We start from the raw sequence: 16951 nt of genomic DNA, 5'->3' as shown, positions 1-16951 counted from the left end.
AATTCATTAGTTTTGACAAATTTGTGAAACATTGAGCAAATATATCATTCTTTGTGAAATAGCGAGCAAGGATCTTGTCGTGTTTGTGAAATGTTGAGCAATTTACCAGATTGGAGGAAAAACATCATGAGTGAGTTGGTTTTAGCCCGCATTCAATTTGCATCTACAACATTGTTTCACTTCTTGTTTGTGCCTATGTCTATCGGGCTTGTGTTTATGGTTGCTTTGATGGAGACGCTTTATGTTGTCAAAAAACAAGAGACCTATCTCAAAATGGCTAAATTTTGGGGACATCTCTTTTTAATTAACTTCGCTGTCGGCGTCGTCACAGGGATTCTTCAGGAATTTCAGTTCGGTTTGAACTGGTCTGATTATTCCCGCTTCGTTGGAGACGTATTTGGAGCTCCGCTTGCGGTTGAAGCGCTTTTGGCGTTTTTTATGGAGTCTATTTTTATCGGATTATGGATTTTCGGTTGGGACCGTTTATCTAAAAAAGTGCATTTGCTTTGCATTTGGCTTGTATCCTTCGGAACGATTATGTCATCTTTCTGGATTTTGACGGCAAACTCATTCATGCAGGAGCCGGTCGGCTTTACGATTAAAAACGGCCGCGCGGAAATGAGTGATTTCGGGGCGCTTTTAACAAACCCTCAGCTTTGGGTTGAATTTCCTCACGTCATTTTCGGAGCGCTTGCAACGGGTGCTTTCTTTATCGCCGGTGTCAGCGCATTTAAATTATTGAAGAAAAAAGAAGTGCCGTTCTTCCATAAATCGTTCAAGCTTTCGATGATTGTCGGGCTGATCGCCGGTATCGGCGTTGCGTTCAGCGGACATATGCAGGCTGAGCATTTAATGGAATCGCAGCCGATGAAAATGGCTGCCAGTGAAGCGCTTTGGGATGACAGCGGTGATCCTGCTGCGTGGACGGCTTTTGCGAACATTGATACGAATAAAGAAAAAAACACATCTGAAATTTCAATTCCTTACGCACTGAGCTACTTGGCTTATCAGAAGTTCAGCGGCAGTGTTAAAGGGATGAAAACACTTCAAAAAGAATACGAAAAAACGTACGGAAAAGGCGACTATATCCCGCCTGTTAAAACGACGTTCTGGAGTTTCCGCATTATGGCGGGAGCGGGCGCGCTTATGATTTTTGCCGCAATTGCCGGTTTTATTCTGAACCGCCGCAAAAAGCTTCATACGAGCAAGTGGTACTTACGCGGTATGGTCGCGCTGATCGCATTCCCATTCATTGCGAACTCTGCCGGATGGATTATGACTGAAATCGGCCGCCAGCCGTGGACGGTCATGGGGCAAATGACGACCGCACAATCCGTTTCGCCTAACGTAACGACGGGATCTCTGCTGTTTTCAATTATCGGCTTCGGCGTCATGTACTTGATTTTAGGCACACTGCTTGTCTTCCTATTCGTTCGTGAAATTAAAAAAGGTGCGGACCATGATGATCACAAGGATGTTCCTGTATCAACGGATCCGTTCAGTCAGGAGGTCTACCATGGGGTCACTTCATGATCTTTGGTTTATACTCGTTTCGGTTTTGTTTGTCGGATTTTTCTTTTTAGAAGGTTTTGATTTCGGTGTCGGCATTTCGACCCGATTTCTTTGCCATAATGAATTAGAACGCAGAGTGCTGATTAACACCATCGGCCCGTTCTGGGATGCGAACGAGGTATGGCTGCTGACAGGGACGGGAGCGATTTTCGCGGCATTCCCGAACTGGTATGCGACGATGCTGAGCGGATATTACATTCCGTTTATCATCATCCTTCTTGCCTTGATGGGCCGCGGTGTGGCATTTGAATTCCGCGGGAAAGTGAATAATTTGAAATGGGTCAAAACATGGGACTGGGTGGTTTTCTTCGGCAGCCTTATCCCGCCGTTTGTATTCGGCCTTATTTTCACAAGCATGTTCCGCGGCATGCCGATTGACGGCCATATGAATATGCATGCTGGATTTTCAGATATTGTGAACGTGTATTCCGTTCTTGGCGGAGCCGCGGTCACCCTTCTTTCATTCCTGCACGGTTTAATGTTTGTTACACTGCGCACGATCGGTGATTTACAGGAGCGTGCGAGAAAAATGGCAAAACGCGTAATTGGTGTTATCTTTCTTGTTGTACTTGCTTTCTTTGCGATGTCTGCATACGACACGGATATGTTTACACGCCGGGCAAACATCACGATCCCCGTGTTCGTGCTGATTGTCATCTGCAACTTGCTTGCCGTTCTGTTTATGAGCAAGAAAAAAGACGGCTGGGCATTCGGTATGACCGGTGCGGGACTTGCGTTGACAGTCGCGATGATTTTCATCTCATTGTTCCCGCGCGTCATGGTCAGCTCGCTGAAAAGCGCGTATGACTTAACAGTAGCTAACGCGTCTTCCGGTGATTATTCACTTAAGGTCATGACAATTGCCGCACTGACTTTGCTGCCGTTTGTCATCGGCAGTCAGATCTGGAGCTACTACGTCTTCCGGAAACGCGTCAGCCATAAGGAGCCTATGACTTATTAATGGGAAAAGACCTGTTTCTTTATAAAGGAATGAAGCGGATTCTTGCGATCATTACGGGATTAACGATAATACAAACGGCCGCCATTATCTTGCAGGCGGAATGGCTGAACCAGGCGGTAACCGGATTGTTTAACGGGAAGCGGATTGCTTCTCTTTATCCGGTTATCGGCTTTTTCCTGCTTGCGTTTTTGGTCCGGCATGCGGTGACAGCGGTTCGGCAGAAAATCGTGTACCAATATGCCGCTCAAACCGGCGCGGACTTAAGAAAAAGATTTCTTGAGCAATTGTTCCGTCTCGGCCCCCGCTTTGCGAAAAAAGAGGGGACGGGCCGGATGGTAACGCTGGCGATGGAAGGCATCAGCCAATTCCGCCGCTATTTAGAGCTGTTTCTGCCGAAAATGGTCAGCATGGCGATTGTGCCGGCAGCCGTTGTCATTTACGTGTTTTTTCAGGATAAAACATCGGCTTTGATTTTGATTCTGGCGCTTCCGATTTTGATTGTATTTATGATTCTGCTCGGGCTTGTCGCGCAGAAAAAAGCCGATCGCCAATGGAAGTCCTATCAGACGCTTTCCAATCATTTCGTGGATTCGCTCCGCGGACTGGAGACATTGCGGTTTTTAGGATTAAGCAAATCACACAGCAAAAATATCTTTCATGTCAGTGAGAGATACCGTAAGGCGACGATGAGCACGCTCCGGGTCGCGTTTTTATCATCATTCGCCCTTGATTTCTTTACGATGCTGTCGGTGGCGACAGTTGCGGTGTTTCTCGGCTTACGGCTGATAGACGGGCATATTCTTCTCGGTCCGGCATTGACCGCGCTGATTCTCGCCCCTGAATATTTTCTCCCGGTCCGCGAGGTGGGAAATGACTACCACGCGACATTAAACGGGCAGGAGGCGGGAAAAACGATTCAAGCGATTTTGGCGCAGCCCGGTTTTAAAGAAGAAAAGCCGCTCGAACTTGATACGTGGACTGACGGGGACGAATTACAGCTTACGCGTTTGAACGTCCGTGAATCGATGTCTGAATTTAATCTGTCCTTTAAAGGGAAGAAGAAAATCGGGATTATCGGTGAAAGCGGGGCGGGAAAATCGACACTTATTGATGTGCTGGGCGGCTTTTTAGAGCCTGCGTCCGGTGAGATTAAGGTCAACGGTGAATCCCGCTCACATCTGCAGTCGGACAGCTGGCAGAAGCAGCTGCTTTATATTCCGCAGCATCCGTATATTTTTGATGACACGCTTTTGAATAATATCCGGTTTTATCATCCTGATGCTTCCCATGAGGAAACGGCGCGCGCCGCCGCTTCGGCGGGTCTTTCCGACCTGATTCGTAATCTGCCCGGCGGTCTTGACGGCCGGATCGGCGAGGGCGGACGGGCGCTCAGCGGAGGGCAGGCTCAGCGTGTCGCGCTGGCCAGAGCCTTCTTAGGGAACCGGCCGATTCTCCTTTTGGATGAGCCGACCGCTCACCTTGATATTGAAACAGAATATGAAATAAAAGAAACGATGAAAGACCTGTTTGAAAACAAGCTTGTCTTTCTGGCCACTCACCGTCTTCACTGGATGCTTGAGATGGACGAAATTATCGTGCTTGATCACGGCGCGGTAGCGGAAATCGGCACCCATGACGAATTGATGGCAAAACAAGGCGTATACGCCAAACTTGTAAAGGCGCAACTGGGGGAAAGAACATGAGGAAAGAAGAATGGATTCTGCCGTATATTAAGCAAAATGCCCGTTTGTTTGTTCTTGTGATTTTTTTAGGCGCGGTGACGATTTTTTCGGCGGCCTTTCTCATGTTCACTTCCGGTTTTTTGATCTCAAAGTCGGCGACAAGGCCTGAGAATATCCTGCTCGTGTACGTTCCGATTGTGGCCGTGCGCACCTTCGGGATTGCCCGTTCAGTCTCCCGATATGCTGAGCGTCTGACGGGGCACCATATCATTTTGAAAATCGTGTCCGACATGCGGGTGCGGCTTTACAATATGCTGGAGCCGGCCTCGCTCATGCTTTCCTCCCGTTTTAGGACGGGCGATATGCTCGGCATTTTGGCTGAGGATATTGAGCATTTGCAGGATGCGTTTTTAAAAACGATTTTCCCGGCGGTTTCCGCTTTGCTGCTGTATGCGGCATCCGTTATCGGGCTCGGCTTCTTTTCCTGGCCGTTTGCCGCTTTTGCGGCGATTTACCTGTTTGTATTGGTTGTATTATTTCCGGTTGTATCGCTTCTAGTGACGAGAGCGAAAAACATGAGGCTGAAAAGCGGCCGGAATACGCTCTACAGCCGGCTGACAGATGCCGTGCTCGGCGTGAGCGACTGGATGTTTTCTGGACGTCAGGCCGCCTTTATTTCCTCTTATGAAGAGAAAGAAAAGGCATGGTTTGACCTTGAGAGCAAACGTCAGCGCTTTACGAGGCTGCGTGACCTCGCCGCGCAATGTCTTGTCGGCGGTTTCATATTGATCATGCTGTTCTGGACGGCGGGTCAGTATGCGGACGGCAGCATCGCCAACACGATGATCGCGGCCTTTGTGCTTGTCGTATTTCCATTGACGGAGGCTTTTCTGCCCCTTTCGGATGCGCTGACAGAAGTGCCTTCTTATCAGGATTCCATCAGCAGAATGAGTAAGGCGGCTCCGGAGCTGCGGGGGCGTGAGGTGAAGCAGTCAGATGAGAAACTGGATGTATCTGATGTGACACTGACATTTGATAACGTGACATTTTCTTATGATCAGCACAGTCATGTGCTTGACCATTTTTCCTTCACTCTCCGCCAAGGTGAAAAAATGGCGCTACTCGGCAGAAGCGGCTCAGGTAAGTCGACTTCTCTCGCTTTAATTGAGGGCGCCTTAGTTCCCGATTCGGGCAAAGTGACGCTGAACGGGCTGGAAACTGCGGCCGTGCAGGATCAGATTTCCTCAGCGGTAGCCGTTTTGAATCAGAAGCCTCATCTCTTTAATACGAGCATTATGAACAATATCCGTCTCGGAAACGGCAAGGCGAGCGATGAAGATGTCAGGCGTGCGGCGCGGCAAGTGAAGCTGCATGATTATATTGAATCACTGCCTGACGGGTATGAAACGTCCGTGCAGGAGACGGGGATTCGTTTCTCCGGCGGGGAACGGCAGCGGATCGCGCTTGCCCGTATTCTGCTCCAGGATACGCCGGTCATTATCCTTGATGAACCGACGGTCGGCCTTGATGCGGTCACCGAAAGTGACTTGCTTGAGACCATTTTTGACGTCTTTAAAGAGAAAACGATTCTCTGGATCACACACCACTTAGCAGGTGTGGAAACAGCTGATAAAATCGTCTTTTTAGAAAATGGAAAAGCAGAAATGGAAGGAACCCATCAAGAGCTGCTTGCAGAAAACGAACGGTACCGGAAGCTTTACCGTCTTGACGTTCCGATCAGAACATAAACAGCCGCAAACGAGCGGCTGTTTTTTTTGTGCGGTTTAAAATTGCTCCTGATTTGGAATATAAATAGGAGACAGACGAGGAGGTACAGAGATGAACATACTTGATTGGACGGAGCAGGATGTGAAAGACACACTGCCGAAACGGGACGCAGACAGCCATAAAGGAACGTTCGGGACGGCGTTATTGCTGGCTGGGAGCGAAGATATGCCGGGAGCCGCCCTTCTGGCCGGATTGGGCGCGATGAGAAGCGGTGTCGGCAAGCTTGTCATCGGTACGTCGGCAGGCGTCATCCCCGCTCATCGTCCCGGTGCTGCTGGAAGCGACATACTGGCGTGACGGCTGGAAAAAAGCCGCGGACGGCCAGCCTGAAGAGAACATCCGGGCTGCGGCCATCGGGCCGGGACTCCCGCAAACGGATGAAGTGCAACAGGCGGCTGATCAGCTGCTTTCTGCCGATTATCCCGTCATACTGGATGCGGGCGCCATTACGAAAAGAACCTATCCAAAGAGGGAAGCCCCGGTGATCTTGACGCCTCATCCCGGCGAATTTTCCAGAATGACAGGCCTTCCGATTCAGGAGATTCAGCAGAACAGAGCCGCATATGCCGCGGAGTGGGCGGAGCGGCTTCGTGTCACGATTGTCCTGAAAGGAAACGAAACCATTATCGCTTTTCCCGATGGGGAGTGCCGCAGGAATACAACCGGAAACGGCGCGCTTGCAAAAGGCGGGACCGGCGACACGCTGACGGGAATGATCCTCGGCATGCTGTGCTGCCATCAAGAACCGAAGCATGCCGTATTGAACGCCGTCCGTCTTCACGGCGCCTGTGCGGAATTATGGACGAAAGAGCGCTCCGCCCATACCTTATTGGCGCACGAACTTTCTGAACTGCTGCCGCGGGTGTGGAAACAGTATGAATAAAGAAGAGGCGTCTTTATATGGAAGGCGCCTCTTTATGTTTCAACCTTGATTTCATCAGGAAATAATACAGCAGCGACGGCACGGCCAGGCCGACGATCCAGGCAATGTCGCCTCCGCCGAATATTTCTGCGAGCGGTCCGATGTAAAAGGATGTATTGATGAACGGGATTTCTAAAATAATCGACAAAACGAAGGCGGCCGCTGTAATCCAGTTGATCCTGCCGTATTGTCCGTTTACGTCAAACATCGATTTGACGTGGTATTTTCCGCGGCGGATGAAATAGTAATCCACGAGGTTGATCGCCGTCCATGGAATTAAGAAATAACTGATGAAAAAGATAAAATTTAAAAACAGTTCCATGAAGTTGCTTTGGCCCAAGAGACTTAACACAGTACCCGCTGCCGTGACACAAAGGATCATCACCACTCTTGTTTTCGGCGTCACCTTCAGTTTCAAAAACGGCTCCAAGGTGGTCGTGGTTGACATAAAGGCTCCGTATAAATTAAAGACGTTGATCGCCATTTGCCCGAACAAGACAATGATCAGCATAATAAAGGAAAACGGACCGAACAATCGGACAATCTCATTTCCTGCATTAGCGGTAAATTCCGGGAGCGCCGTCGTCAAAATAGCGCCGAGAAGCATCATCCAGATGGAACTGACTGATGTGCCTGCATAGCTGTACCAGAAAGTATGCGATGCCGGTGTTTTGACCGGCAGATAGCGGGAGTAATCTGCCACATATGGCGCGTATGCCAGCTGCCATGTCGCCACCGCGCTGACCGCCACTAAGAAAACAGGCAGATCTAATGAGCCGGGTACCCAGCTTCCTGAGGGAATCGGCAGTTGAAAAATAAGAATCGTTGCTGCAAAAAAAACGGCAAAGGAGGTCCAAGAGAGGATTTTCTGCATTTTGTGAATCAGATCATGACCGTAAATCGTGAGTAAAAAACAGATGGCGCTTAAGCCGATAATACACCATGAAGCCGGAATCGGGACATAGCTGCTCAGTGTGCCGGCTGCGAGAATCGTACTGCTCGCAAAGAAACCAAGATAAATAAACATGACCAAAAAGAGGGGCAGAATCGCTCCGATCACGCCGAATTGCGCGCGGCTTTGAATCATTTGCGGAATGCCGAGCTGGGGTCCTTGTGCGGAATGAGACGCCATAAAAATTGCGCCGATAAAGGTTCCGATAATAATGGCGGCGATACTCCATAAGAGATCGAGTCCCATTGTAACGGGCAGTGTGCCGGTGACTAACGTCGTGATATGCATATTCGCCCCGAACCAAACGGGAAACAAATCTCTGGCCTTTCCGTGTCTTTCATGATGCGGAATATGTTCAATCGTTCGCCTTTCTACTTTCAATAGATAATCTCCTCCGTATGTTCTTCTTTAACATAAAGTCATAGCTTAACAGAATGACTTGCCGTTTACAAATTCCAGTAAAGTTTTTTTAAAAAACCAAACTGATACCGCAAAAACGATTTTGGCAGGGGTTAAAAGGTATGGATAGGTTTAAAGGCCGGCTAATATGTATCAAAGAGAAATGTGTCAATTCTTTGACGAATGGAATCATTATTCGTTAAGCTGGAAGAATAGTTTACTTTGTGTAAATTTCATTATTGAAAAGGGGATTGATGATATGTGTACAAGTCTTACATTGAAAACGGCAGACGGTAACCACTTATTGGCGCGAACGATGGATTTTGCTTTTCAGCTCGGCACGGACGTCATGCTTTACCCTCGTCAGTACAGCTGGAAAAGTGAAGCTGACGGCAGGCTGCATAAGACGAAATACGCATTTATCGGCATGGGGAGAAATCTCGGCAATATTCTGTTTGCCGACGGCGTGAATGAAAAAGGACTGTCGTGTGCGACACTGTATTTTCCGGGCTTTGCGGGATACGAGAAAGCGGAACGGGAGGGCACCTCTCACATCGCTCCTCACGAGTTTGTCACATGGACCTTATCAAACTGTGAATCTGTTGAAGATGTAAAGGAAAAGCTTGGTTCACTGACGATTGTAGAGAAGAAATTAATGTTATTGGATACGGTCCTGCCCCTTCATTGGATTTTATCAGACCGCACGGGCGGCTGCATTGTGATCGAGCCGACACCGGAAGGAATGAAAGTCTATGACAACAAACCTGGAGTGATGACCAACAGCCCTGAATTTCCTTGGCATGTGACCAATCTGCGCCATTATATCGGAATCAGGCCGCAGCAGTCAGAAAGCAAAACATTGGGCGGAATGACATTAACCGCATTCGGGCAAGGCTCAGGAACGATCGGGCTTCCCGGTGATTACACGCCGCCATCCCGATTCATCAGAGCCGCTTATCTGAAAGAGCATTTGGAGCCTGCAGCTCATGAAACGGAAGGGGTCACGGCAGCTTTTCACGTGCTGTCCAATGTGAATATTCCAAAAGGCGCGGTGATCACTGAGGAGAATGAAATTGATTATACGCAGTATACGTCGGTCATGTGCTGTGACACGGGGAACTATTACTTTCATCTGTACGACAACCGGCAGATTCATAAAGTAAGTTTATTCCATGAAGATCTTGACCGTCCGGAGCCGAAAGTATTTGCGGCTGTGGCGGAGCAGAATATACAGGAGCTCAATTAGCTCAAAAAAAACAGGACGCTGCTGTCCTGTTTTTTTTGTTTAATACGGATCTGACGGATGGCTTTCCTGTTCAGCCTGCTTTGCGGCCTGTGCCGTATCCGTTGTGCCGATCGGCCCGCCGCTGTTGCTTTCGGAGGCTTTTTTCAGTCCTTCCGCAACACGTTTTCCGTAGTCCGGATCTGCTTTTGTGAAGTTCTCGATCATTTGATCCTGAATTTCTTTTCGGCAAGAAGACAGCGTATTGACCAAGTTTGTAATCAATTCGTTCCGTTCAAATTCCGAAAATCGGCGGTACGTTTCTCCGGCCTGACCGAAGTTATTCGTCCGGTCGATCGCTTCCCGCTTCACGTCGCCTTCGACATGAGGCGTATGGTCTTTCCCATCCTGCTTCGCTTCTTTCAGTCCGCCCATAATGGACGGCTCATAGTTGACGTGCGGGTTTTGTCCTTTTGCCCGATCGACCCGATACTGCATTTGTCCGCCTTCCTGGTTGGTGGCGACATGCTTTTTCGGCGAGTTGATCGGAAGCTGCAAGTAATTTGCGCCGACGCGGTACCGCTGGGTATCTGAATAGGCGAATGTACGCCCCTGAAGCAATTTATCATCTGAAAAATCAAGGCCGTCCACAAGCACGCCCGTTCCGAATGATGCTTGTTCCACCTCGGCGTGGTAGTTTTCCGGGTTTTTGTTCAGAACCAATTTACCGATCGGCTTCCAAGGGAAATCGTCTTTATACCACAGCTTGGTCGGGTCAAGCGGATCAAAATCAAGCTCGGGATGCTCGTCATCAGTCATGATTTGCGCATACACTTCCCATTCAGGGTAATCGCCTTTTTCAATCGCTTCATACAAATCCTGTGTCGCATGGTTGAAGTTTTTCCCCTGAATCTCTTCCGCTTCCTTTTGTGTCAGGTTGCGGATGCCCTGTTTCGGTTCAAAGTGATATTTGACGAGCACGGCTTTTCCTTCTTCATTGACCCATCTGTACGCGTGAACCCCTGAGCCCTGCATCTGCCGGTAGTTGGCCGGGATGCCCCACGGTGAGAACAAGAACGTGATCATATGAGTTGCTTCCGGTGATTGGGAAATAAAATCGAATATCCGCTCGCCGTCCTGAATGTTCGTAACGGGATCAGGCTGAAATGCGTGAACAAGATCCGGAAACTTCAGCGGATCACGGATAAAAAAGATTTTCAGGTTGTTGCCGACCAGATCCCAGTTGCCGTCTTCCGTATAAAGCTTAACGGCAAATCCCCGCGGGTCACGCAGTGTTTCCGGCGAATGTTTTCCGTGATTGACAGTTGAAAAACGCACAAACGCCGGTGTCTTCGTTCCTTTCTTTTGGAACACCTTTGCTCTTGTGTATTTCGAAATCTCCTCGTCTCCAAAACTTCCGTATGCCTCGAAGTATCCGTGTGCGCCGGCGCCTCGCGCGTGAACGACACGCTCCGGAATCCGTTCACGGTCAAAGTGGCTGATTTTCTCCAAAAAATCATAATTCTCCAATGTTGTCGGCCCTCTGTTGCCGACTGTCCTGACATTCTGATTGTCAGTGACCGGATGGCCCTGCCGGTTTGTCAGCGTGTCTTCTGACTCGCCTTTACCGGTCGTCTTACTGGAAAGCGTCTCATCGCTGTTATTGTTATTTTCCATTGTTGAACCCTCCTTTTTAAACGGTAACAATATGCCCAGCAGAGCCGTTTTTTAAAACCGGTTTTCCAAAAGAAGCGGTTATTCCGCGATCGGCGTCAAGGTTCCGCCATTCCACATTTCGCCCTTGTTCAGCGTCCAGCTGTTTTGATAAAGGCTTTGCGCGCCTTGATTGGCTGCCGGGCTTAATTGTTCATCCCATGTCAAAAAGTAGGTTGTCTCGGGATACTTTTGCCTGATCGCATTGATAAAAACAGCGTAATCAAAGCTTCCGATATTACCGGACGGACCGGTCTCGGCAAAGGCAAACGGTTTTTTCAGAGACAGCATTTCATCATAGCCTGATATCGCATACGGGTCGGTGAAGTAAGCATCCAGTCCGGTAATATCCACATAAGATGAGCCTGGGTAGAAGTCTGTTTTGAAGTCTCTGTTGGCATCAGGCGAATACACCCACAAAAGATTATCCAATCCTCTTGTCTCTGTCATATAGCGGTATATCTTCTTGTAAAGCTCTTTGTACAGCGAGATTCTCTCAGTGTCTTTTTGGTTGTAGCCTGTCAGCCCCCACCAGAACCATTCACCGTTCATCTCATGCAGCGGCCTGAACAGAACGGTGACGCCTTGATTTTTCAGCTGAGTAAGGCCGTCGGCGATTTTGCTGAGCAAGGCCTCAAGCCGCCGTCCTTCAACAGTTGAAGGGTTCAGGATATTTTTATACTGGCTGTTTGAAATGGCCGTTTTATAGTGTCCTGATGGAAAGGCCGGATTTGCGAGATGCAGGCTGACCTGAGGGAGGCCGCCGCTTTTCCAGTACGAAATGAGGCTGCTGTTGCAGCTGTAGTCGATAGAATCGGTGATATCCGATGTTTCCAGCCACCCTCTCCCATAATCACAGCCGTAGATGGCGGGAGACTGTCCCGTCGCGTTTTTCAAGCGGTTTTCCTCCGTCATTGAAAAGGTGACATCGCTGTACCCGCCGAATGCACCGGACATGACCCTGTTTTCTGAACGGTTGGGCAAATGCGCCAGCCAGTTCATGACGTCTTTTGTCGTCTGCTGGGCATTGGGATTGACAGGGTAAACGGTGTGAGCCGATATCGGACGGGCGGCTGAGATGAGTAATAAAATGATAGACAGACAGACTGCGAACTTTTTGAGCATAAAAAAGACCTCCTGATTTTTTAAGATGATGAAGGATGTGAAACGATAACCTCACAATCTCCTTCTATAACAAAATCTCCGAAATCCGCCGGCACAATAAAGTGCCCGCCTTTCTGAATGGAGCATCCATCCAGTTTTCCGCGTCCTTTAATGACGCTTGCGAGTAAATACCGGCCGGGTGCGGGGAATGATGCTTTCCCGCTCACGTTCCATTTATAAATTGAAAAGAAAGGTGTTTCAGCGAGTATCGTAATAAGAGCATCTCCGATCTGATGCTTTGTGCTTTTTACATTTTGATCGGTATGCGGTATGTCTGTTACGTCAATTGCTTTCTGAAGGTGAAGCTCGCGTTTATTCCCGTTCTCATCGGTACGGTCATAGTCGTAAAGCCGGTAGGTGGCATCAGAGCTTTGCTGGATTTCAAGAACGAGCGTACCTTCACATAAAGCGTGCAGCGTGCCGCTCGGGACATAGAAAAAGTCGCCGGGCTTAATTGGGATGCGGCGGAGCAGATGATCCCACTCGTTTCGTTCAATGAGCCGAACGAAATCTTCTTTTGTTTGGGCGCGGTGCCCTAAAATGAGCTCCGCGTCTTTTTGGCAGTCCAAGACATACCAGAATTCCGTTTTTCCGAGTTCTCCGTTTTCATGCCGATGCGCATATGCGTCATTCGGGTGCACCTGTACGGATAAGTCCATATCAGCATCAAGAATCTTTGTGAGCAGGGGGAAAGCGTCTTCTTTCGGATGTCCGAACAGTTCAGGATGTTCATTCCAGAGACGGTGTAATGATGTTCCGGAAAAAGGTCCGTTCCGCACGATGGATGCACCGTGCGGATGAGCTGAAATCGCCCAGCACTCTCCCGTCCGTTCAGAAGGAATCTCATACCCGAATGTATCGCGCAGCTTCGTCCCGCCCCATAATCTTTCTTTAAAAACCGGTTCTAAAAATAAGAGCTTCGTCATTTTCCCGCCTCCCGGTTTGCCGCCTCTAAGGCCTGCTCCGCCAATACGAGCGAACCGGCCGCGCCGGAGTGAATGCCCAATTGAGGGGGAACAATGCAGTTTTCAATATCGGGCAGATCAATATATTGATTCAGCCGCTTTTTTACGTGCTGACGGATATAAGAGAACAACTGCCGCTGCTTCATGACGCCCCCGCCGAGAATGATTTTTTCGGGAGAAAGAATGAGGATATACTGCACAAGCGCTTCAGCGATATAATAGCCCTCAAGCTCCCATACCTCTTTGAGATCCGTCAGCAGATATGCTTTTTTCCCCCAGCGTTTCTCAATGGCGGGGCCTGCCGCGAGACCTTCCAGACAATCTGTATGGTAAGGGCAATTGCCTTTGTAGCCGTCGTCCGGATGTCTTCTGACGTAAATATGGCCCATTTCAGGGTGTGACAGCCCTTGAACAAATCTGCCGTTCATGATGGCGCCCGCGCCGATGCCCGTGCCGACCGTCAAATAGAGGCAGCTGTCCGCGTTTTTGGCCGCGCCGAAAGAAGCTTCTCCGAGCGCCGCCGCATTGACGTCGGTGGTGAAGCCTGCGGGAATTTGCAGAGCGTTTTTGATCGTTTGGAGAAAAGGGCAGTTCCGCCAGGCTGTCTTCGGCGTCGCGGTAATGCACCCGTAAGTTTGACTGTCGGGACGGATATCAATCGGCCCGAACGACCCGATGCCAATGGCTTCTATCGGGAAATCTTTAAAATAACGGATGACCTGTCTGAGGGTTTCATCCGGTTCTCCCGTCGGAAACTCGATTCTGTCCAGAATGGTGCCGTCTTTTTGTCCGGCGGCACAGACAAATTTCGTGCCGCCGGCTTCAATACCTCCAAGCATGGCTGTAGCTCCTCCTCCGTTAAAAGCCGTTTTGATCGGAAACGGATTTGAACCAGCGTCCGCTTTTTTTGACGGTCCGTCCGCCCCCGTTTTCCAGATTGACAGATACAAAGCCGTAGCGGTTTTTATAAGCATTTGTCCAAGACCAGTTGTCCATGAAAGTCCACAGATGATAGCCTTTTACATTTGAACCTTCCCCGATGGCCCGGTGCACCCATTTGAGATGTTCTTTAATAAATTCAATCCTGTAATCATCCTGAATGATGCCGTCTTCATCGCGGAAGCGTTCCTCGCCTTCAACTCCCATGCCGTTTTCAGAAATAAAACACTCGATATTGCCGTAATGTTCTCTGAGGTTGGTGAGAATGTCATAGATTCCTTTTTCGTAAATTTCCCACCCGCGATGAGGGTTCATTTTCCGGCCGGGCATGACATACGGATCGAAGAAACGCTCAGGCAGGAAAGGGGCATGCGGATTCGGAACATGTTCTTTTGCTTTGACGCGTCTCGGCTGATAGTAGTTCACGCCTAGCAGATCGATCGTATGCTCCTGAATGAGGCGGAGATCATCCTTCTCATAACGCGGCAGAAATCCTTCCGCTTTGAGAATCTCAACAAGCTCACTAGGAAATTCGCCCTTTACTGCTGGATCTAAAAATGATCGGTTAAAAAAGGCGTCGGCAATCCGGGCCGCTTTCAGGTCTTCAGGATGAGAGCTTCTCGGATAAGAAGGCGTCAGATTCAGAATGATTCCGATTTGCCCGTCCTGCTTTAATTCTCTGTAGGCTTTAACAGCTCTTGCATTTGACAGCAGGGTGTGGAAACCTGCCTGCACTGCTTCTTGAAAATTAACGTGATTCGGATAGTGAAAATCATATAAATAGCCGCCTTCAATCGGCACAATCGGCTCATTGTGAGTGAACCATTTTTTTACCTTGCCGCCGAATAACGAAAAGCAGGTTTTGGCGTAATGCTCAAACGCGTCAACGGTGTTCCGGCTGACCCAGCCCCCTGAACGCTGAAGGGCGAGCGGCATGTCAAAATGAAACAAATTGACAAACGGCTCAATGTGATGGGCGAGCATTTCATCGATGACGTTCTGGTAAAACGCGGCCGCCTTCTGATTGATCTCACCTGTTCCGTCCGGAATCAGTCTTGACCAGGAAATAGACAGCCGGAAAGAGTTGTGGCCGATTTCTTTCATCAGCCGGATATCTTCTTTGTATTTGTCGTAAAAACGTGACGTGTCGCCGGGGCCGACTCCGTTAAAAAAACGGCTTGGCTCTCTTTCATACCAGTAATCCCATATGTTCTGGCTTTTTCCGTCTCTGTCGGCGGCTCCCTCGGTTTGGGTTGCGGAGGCGGAAGACCCCCACCAAAATCCTTCCGGAAAACGGTATTGAACAACTGATTCAGTCAATTGATTTCTCTCCCTTACTGCGATTTTTATTACATACTCACGCTGTCATCGCGGACTTGCTGCTGAGCTTCGGCTTCTTTTTCCTTTGCCATGTTTAATTTGTCCAGCGCTTTAAGAAACGGGAACCAGATGACAAAGACAATGCAGAGGTTGACCAGCTGCATAATGCCGCCCATGACGGAATTGGTCGCCATAATCCCGTTAATGAAAAGGGGGACGGTCCAAGGTACGGTCACGCCGGTAGGAGGGGGCACGAGCCCCGCCGACATGGCCAGGTAGGTGACAAGCGTGACAGCCATCGGTGCGATCACCCACGGAATGATAATGATCGGGTTCATTACGATCGGCAAACCGAAAATAACCGGCTCATTGACGTTAAAAATGCCTGGCGCGAGACCGAGTTTGGATATCTGTTTCATCTGTTTGCTTTTCATAAAAAGCAAGATGGCGATCACTATGGCCAATGTCATTCCGGTGCCGCCCATTCCGACGGTGTAAATCTCCATAAACGGTTTAGAAATAATGTGGGGAACCTCTTTCCCCGCTGTATAGGCAGCTAAATTCTCGACCTGTAATGTATTCCAGATCGGGTCCATCACGGAGTTGATGATGATTTGTCCGTGAAGACCGAAAAACCATAAAATCTGAATAAAGAAAACAGCGATTAATGTAGGAATGATGCCGCTTCCAAGTCCGACAAGCGGGGCTTGAACCGTGTGATAAATGACATCATGCAGATTGGTGTGAAAGATCTGGGTGACAGCCGCATTGATCAAGAGGAAAACGGTAAGCGTGATAAAAGCCGGAATCAATGCGGCGAACGATTTAGCAACAGCCGGGGGAACACCGGCAGGCATCTTAATCGTCAAGTTTCTCTGGACGATTCTTCTGTAGATTTCACCTGACAAAAACGCGGTAATCATGCCGAGAAACATCCCTTTTGCTCCAAGACGGTCAACCGGAATGACGCCTGCAACCGCTTTGCCCGTTTCCGGCTCTAATACAAAAGGAGTGAGCAGCAGAAAAGAAACCAAAGCGATCGCTCCGCCGAATACGGCCTCCACATCGTAGCTTTTGGAAAGGTAATAGCCGATCCCGAAGACGACAAAAATGGACATAATCCCCATCGTCGCCGTTGAAGCCCCGCCAAACCCGGATTGAAAGACAGACAGGGCGGAACTGCTCATGATTTTGTTTAAAAACGGCAGGTTCGTCAGCACGACGAACACTGAACCGAAAATGGTCAGCGGAAACGCCAGCATAAAAGCATCCCGTAAGACTTGCAAGTAGCGGTTATTGTTTAATTTGCCCGCGATCGGAACAAGGAATTGGCTGATTTTCTCAAACACGTC

At 49.1% G+C, this 16951-nt stretch carries 12 protein-coding genes and 1 pseudogene; 6 read left to right on the top strand and 7 right to left on the bottom strand.

All coding sequences use genetic code 11. The features are described from left to right. Positions 1-126 precede the first annotated feature (126 nt). The 5 genes and pseudogenes from BAMF_RS39385 to BAMF_RS39365 all read left to right on the top strand — a co-directional run bounded on the left by BAMF_RS39385 (position 127) and on the right by BAMF_RS39365 (position 6886). Positions 127-1533 (top strand): cytochrome ubiquinol oxidase subunit I, encoded by a 1407-nt coding sequence (locus BAMF_RS39385; protein WP_013354090.1) that lies wholly within the window; start codon positions 127-129, stop codon positions 1531-1533. Continuing rightward, entirely contained in the window at positions 1517-2533 is a 1017-nt protein-coding gene (gene cydB, locus BAMF_RS39380) for a cytochrome d ubiquinol oxidase subunit II (RefSeq protein ID WP_013354089.1), read from the top strand. Before BAMF_RS39385 ends, cydB begins: the two co-directional genes overlap by 17 nt. After that, positions 2533-4236, top strand: coding sequence for a thiol reductant ABC exporter subunit CydD (gene cydD / locus BAMF_RS39375; protein WP_013354088.1), 1704 nt, complete (start codon positions 2533-2535; stop codon positions 4234-4236). Before cydB ends, cydD begins: the two co-directional genes overlap by 1 nt. Further along, positions 4233-5963, top strand: a complete 1731-nt coding sequence (gene cydC, locus BAMF_RS39370) for a thiol reductant ABC exporter subunit CydC (RefSeq protein ID WP_013354087.1) — start codon at positions 4233-4235, stop codon at positions 5961-5963. The genes cydD and cydC overlap by 4 nt, the downstream gene beginning before the upstream one ends. A 91-nt stretch (positions 5964-6054) precedes the next feature. Further along, positions 6055-6886, top strand: a pseudogene (locus tag BAMF_RS39365) (NAD(P)H-hydrate dehydratase). Between the two features lie 13 nt (positions 6887-6899). On the opposite strand, the gene BAMF_RS39360 reads toward BAMF_RS39365, so the two are convergent. Continuing rightward, a complete protein-coding gene (locus BAMF_RS39360) occupies positions 6900-8258 on the bottom strand; it encodes a purine-cytosine permease family protein (RefSeq protein WP_013354085.1) in 1359 nt (452 codons plus the stop codon). 277 nt (positions 8259-8535) lie between these two features. Between BAMF_RS39360 and BAMF_RS39355 the strand changes: the two genes are divergently transcribed. Continuing rightward, positions 8536-9522, top strand: coding sequence for a choloylglycine hydrolase family protein (locus tag BAMF_RS39355; protein ID WP_013354084.1), 987 nt, complete (start codon positions 8536-8538; stop codon positions 9520-9522). Between the two features lie 39 nt (positions 9523-9561). Here BAMF_RS39355 and katX read toward each other — a convergent pair whose 3' ends face one another. The 6 genes from katX to celB form a co-directional block, all read right to left on the bottom strand. Beyond that, complete coding sequence (katX, locus tag BAMF_RS39350) at positions 9562-11175, bottom strand: catalase KatX (RefSeq protein WP_013354083.1); 1614 nt, start codon at positions 11173-11175, stop codon at positions 9562-9564. A gap of 78 nt (positions 11176-11253) precedes the next feature. Continuing rightward, positions 11254-12336: a glycosyl hydrolase gene (locus tag BAMF_RS39345; RefSeq protein WP_013354082.1), complete on the bottom strand. Its 1083-nt coding sequence runs from the start codon at positions 12334-12336 to the stop codon at positions 11254-11256. Positions 12337-12356: 20 nt separating this feature from the next. Beyond that, positions 12357-13301 carry a mannose-6-phosphate isomerase, class I gene (manA, locus tag BAMF_RS39340; RefSeq protein WP_013354081.1) on the bottom strand — a complete coding sequence of 315 codons (945 nt, stop codon included), beginning with the start codon at positions 13299-13301 and terminating at the stop codon, positions 12357-12359. Continuing rightward, entirely contained in the window at positions 13298-14179 is an 882-nt protein-coding gene (locus BAMF_RS39335; protein ID WP_013354080.1) for an ROK family protein, read from the bottom strand. The genes manA and BAMF_RS39335 overlap by 4 nt, the downstream gene beginning before the upstream one ends. Before the next feature lie 19 nt (positions 14180-14198). Then, on the bottom strand, positions 14199-15599 hold the full coding sequence (locus BAMF_RS39330; RefSeq protein ID WP_013354079.1) for a glycoside hydrolase family 1 protein: 1401 nt from the start codon (positions 15597-15599) through the stop codon (positions 14199-14201). Between the two features lie 29 nt (positions 15600-15628). Beyond that, a complete protein-coding gene (gene celB, locus BAMF_RS39325) occupies positions 15629-16948 on the bottom strand; it encodes a PTS cellobiose transporter subunit IIC (RefSeq protein WP_013354078.1) in 1320 nt (439 codons plus the stop codon). Between the last annotated feature and the right edge of the window lie 3 nt (positions 16949-16951).

Origin of the sequence: Bacillus amyloliquefaciens DSM 7 = ATCC 23350, assembly GCF_000196735.1 — a bacterium.
Lineage (GTDB): Bacteria > Bacillota > Bacilli > Bacillales > Bacillaceae > Bacillus > Bacillus amyloliquefaciens.
The sequence above is the reverse complement of the archived record's forward strand: the minus strand, read 5'-3'. Positions and strand labels throughout refer to the sequence as shown.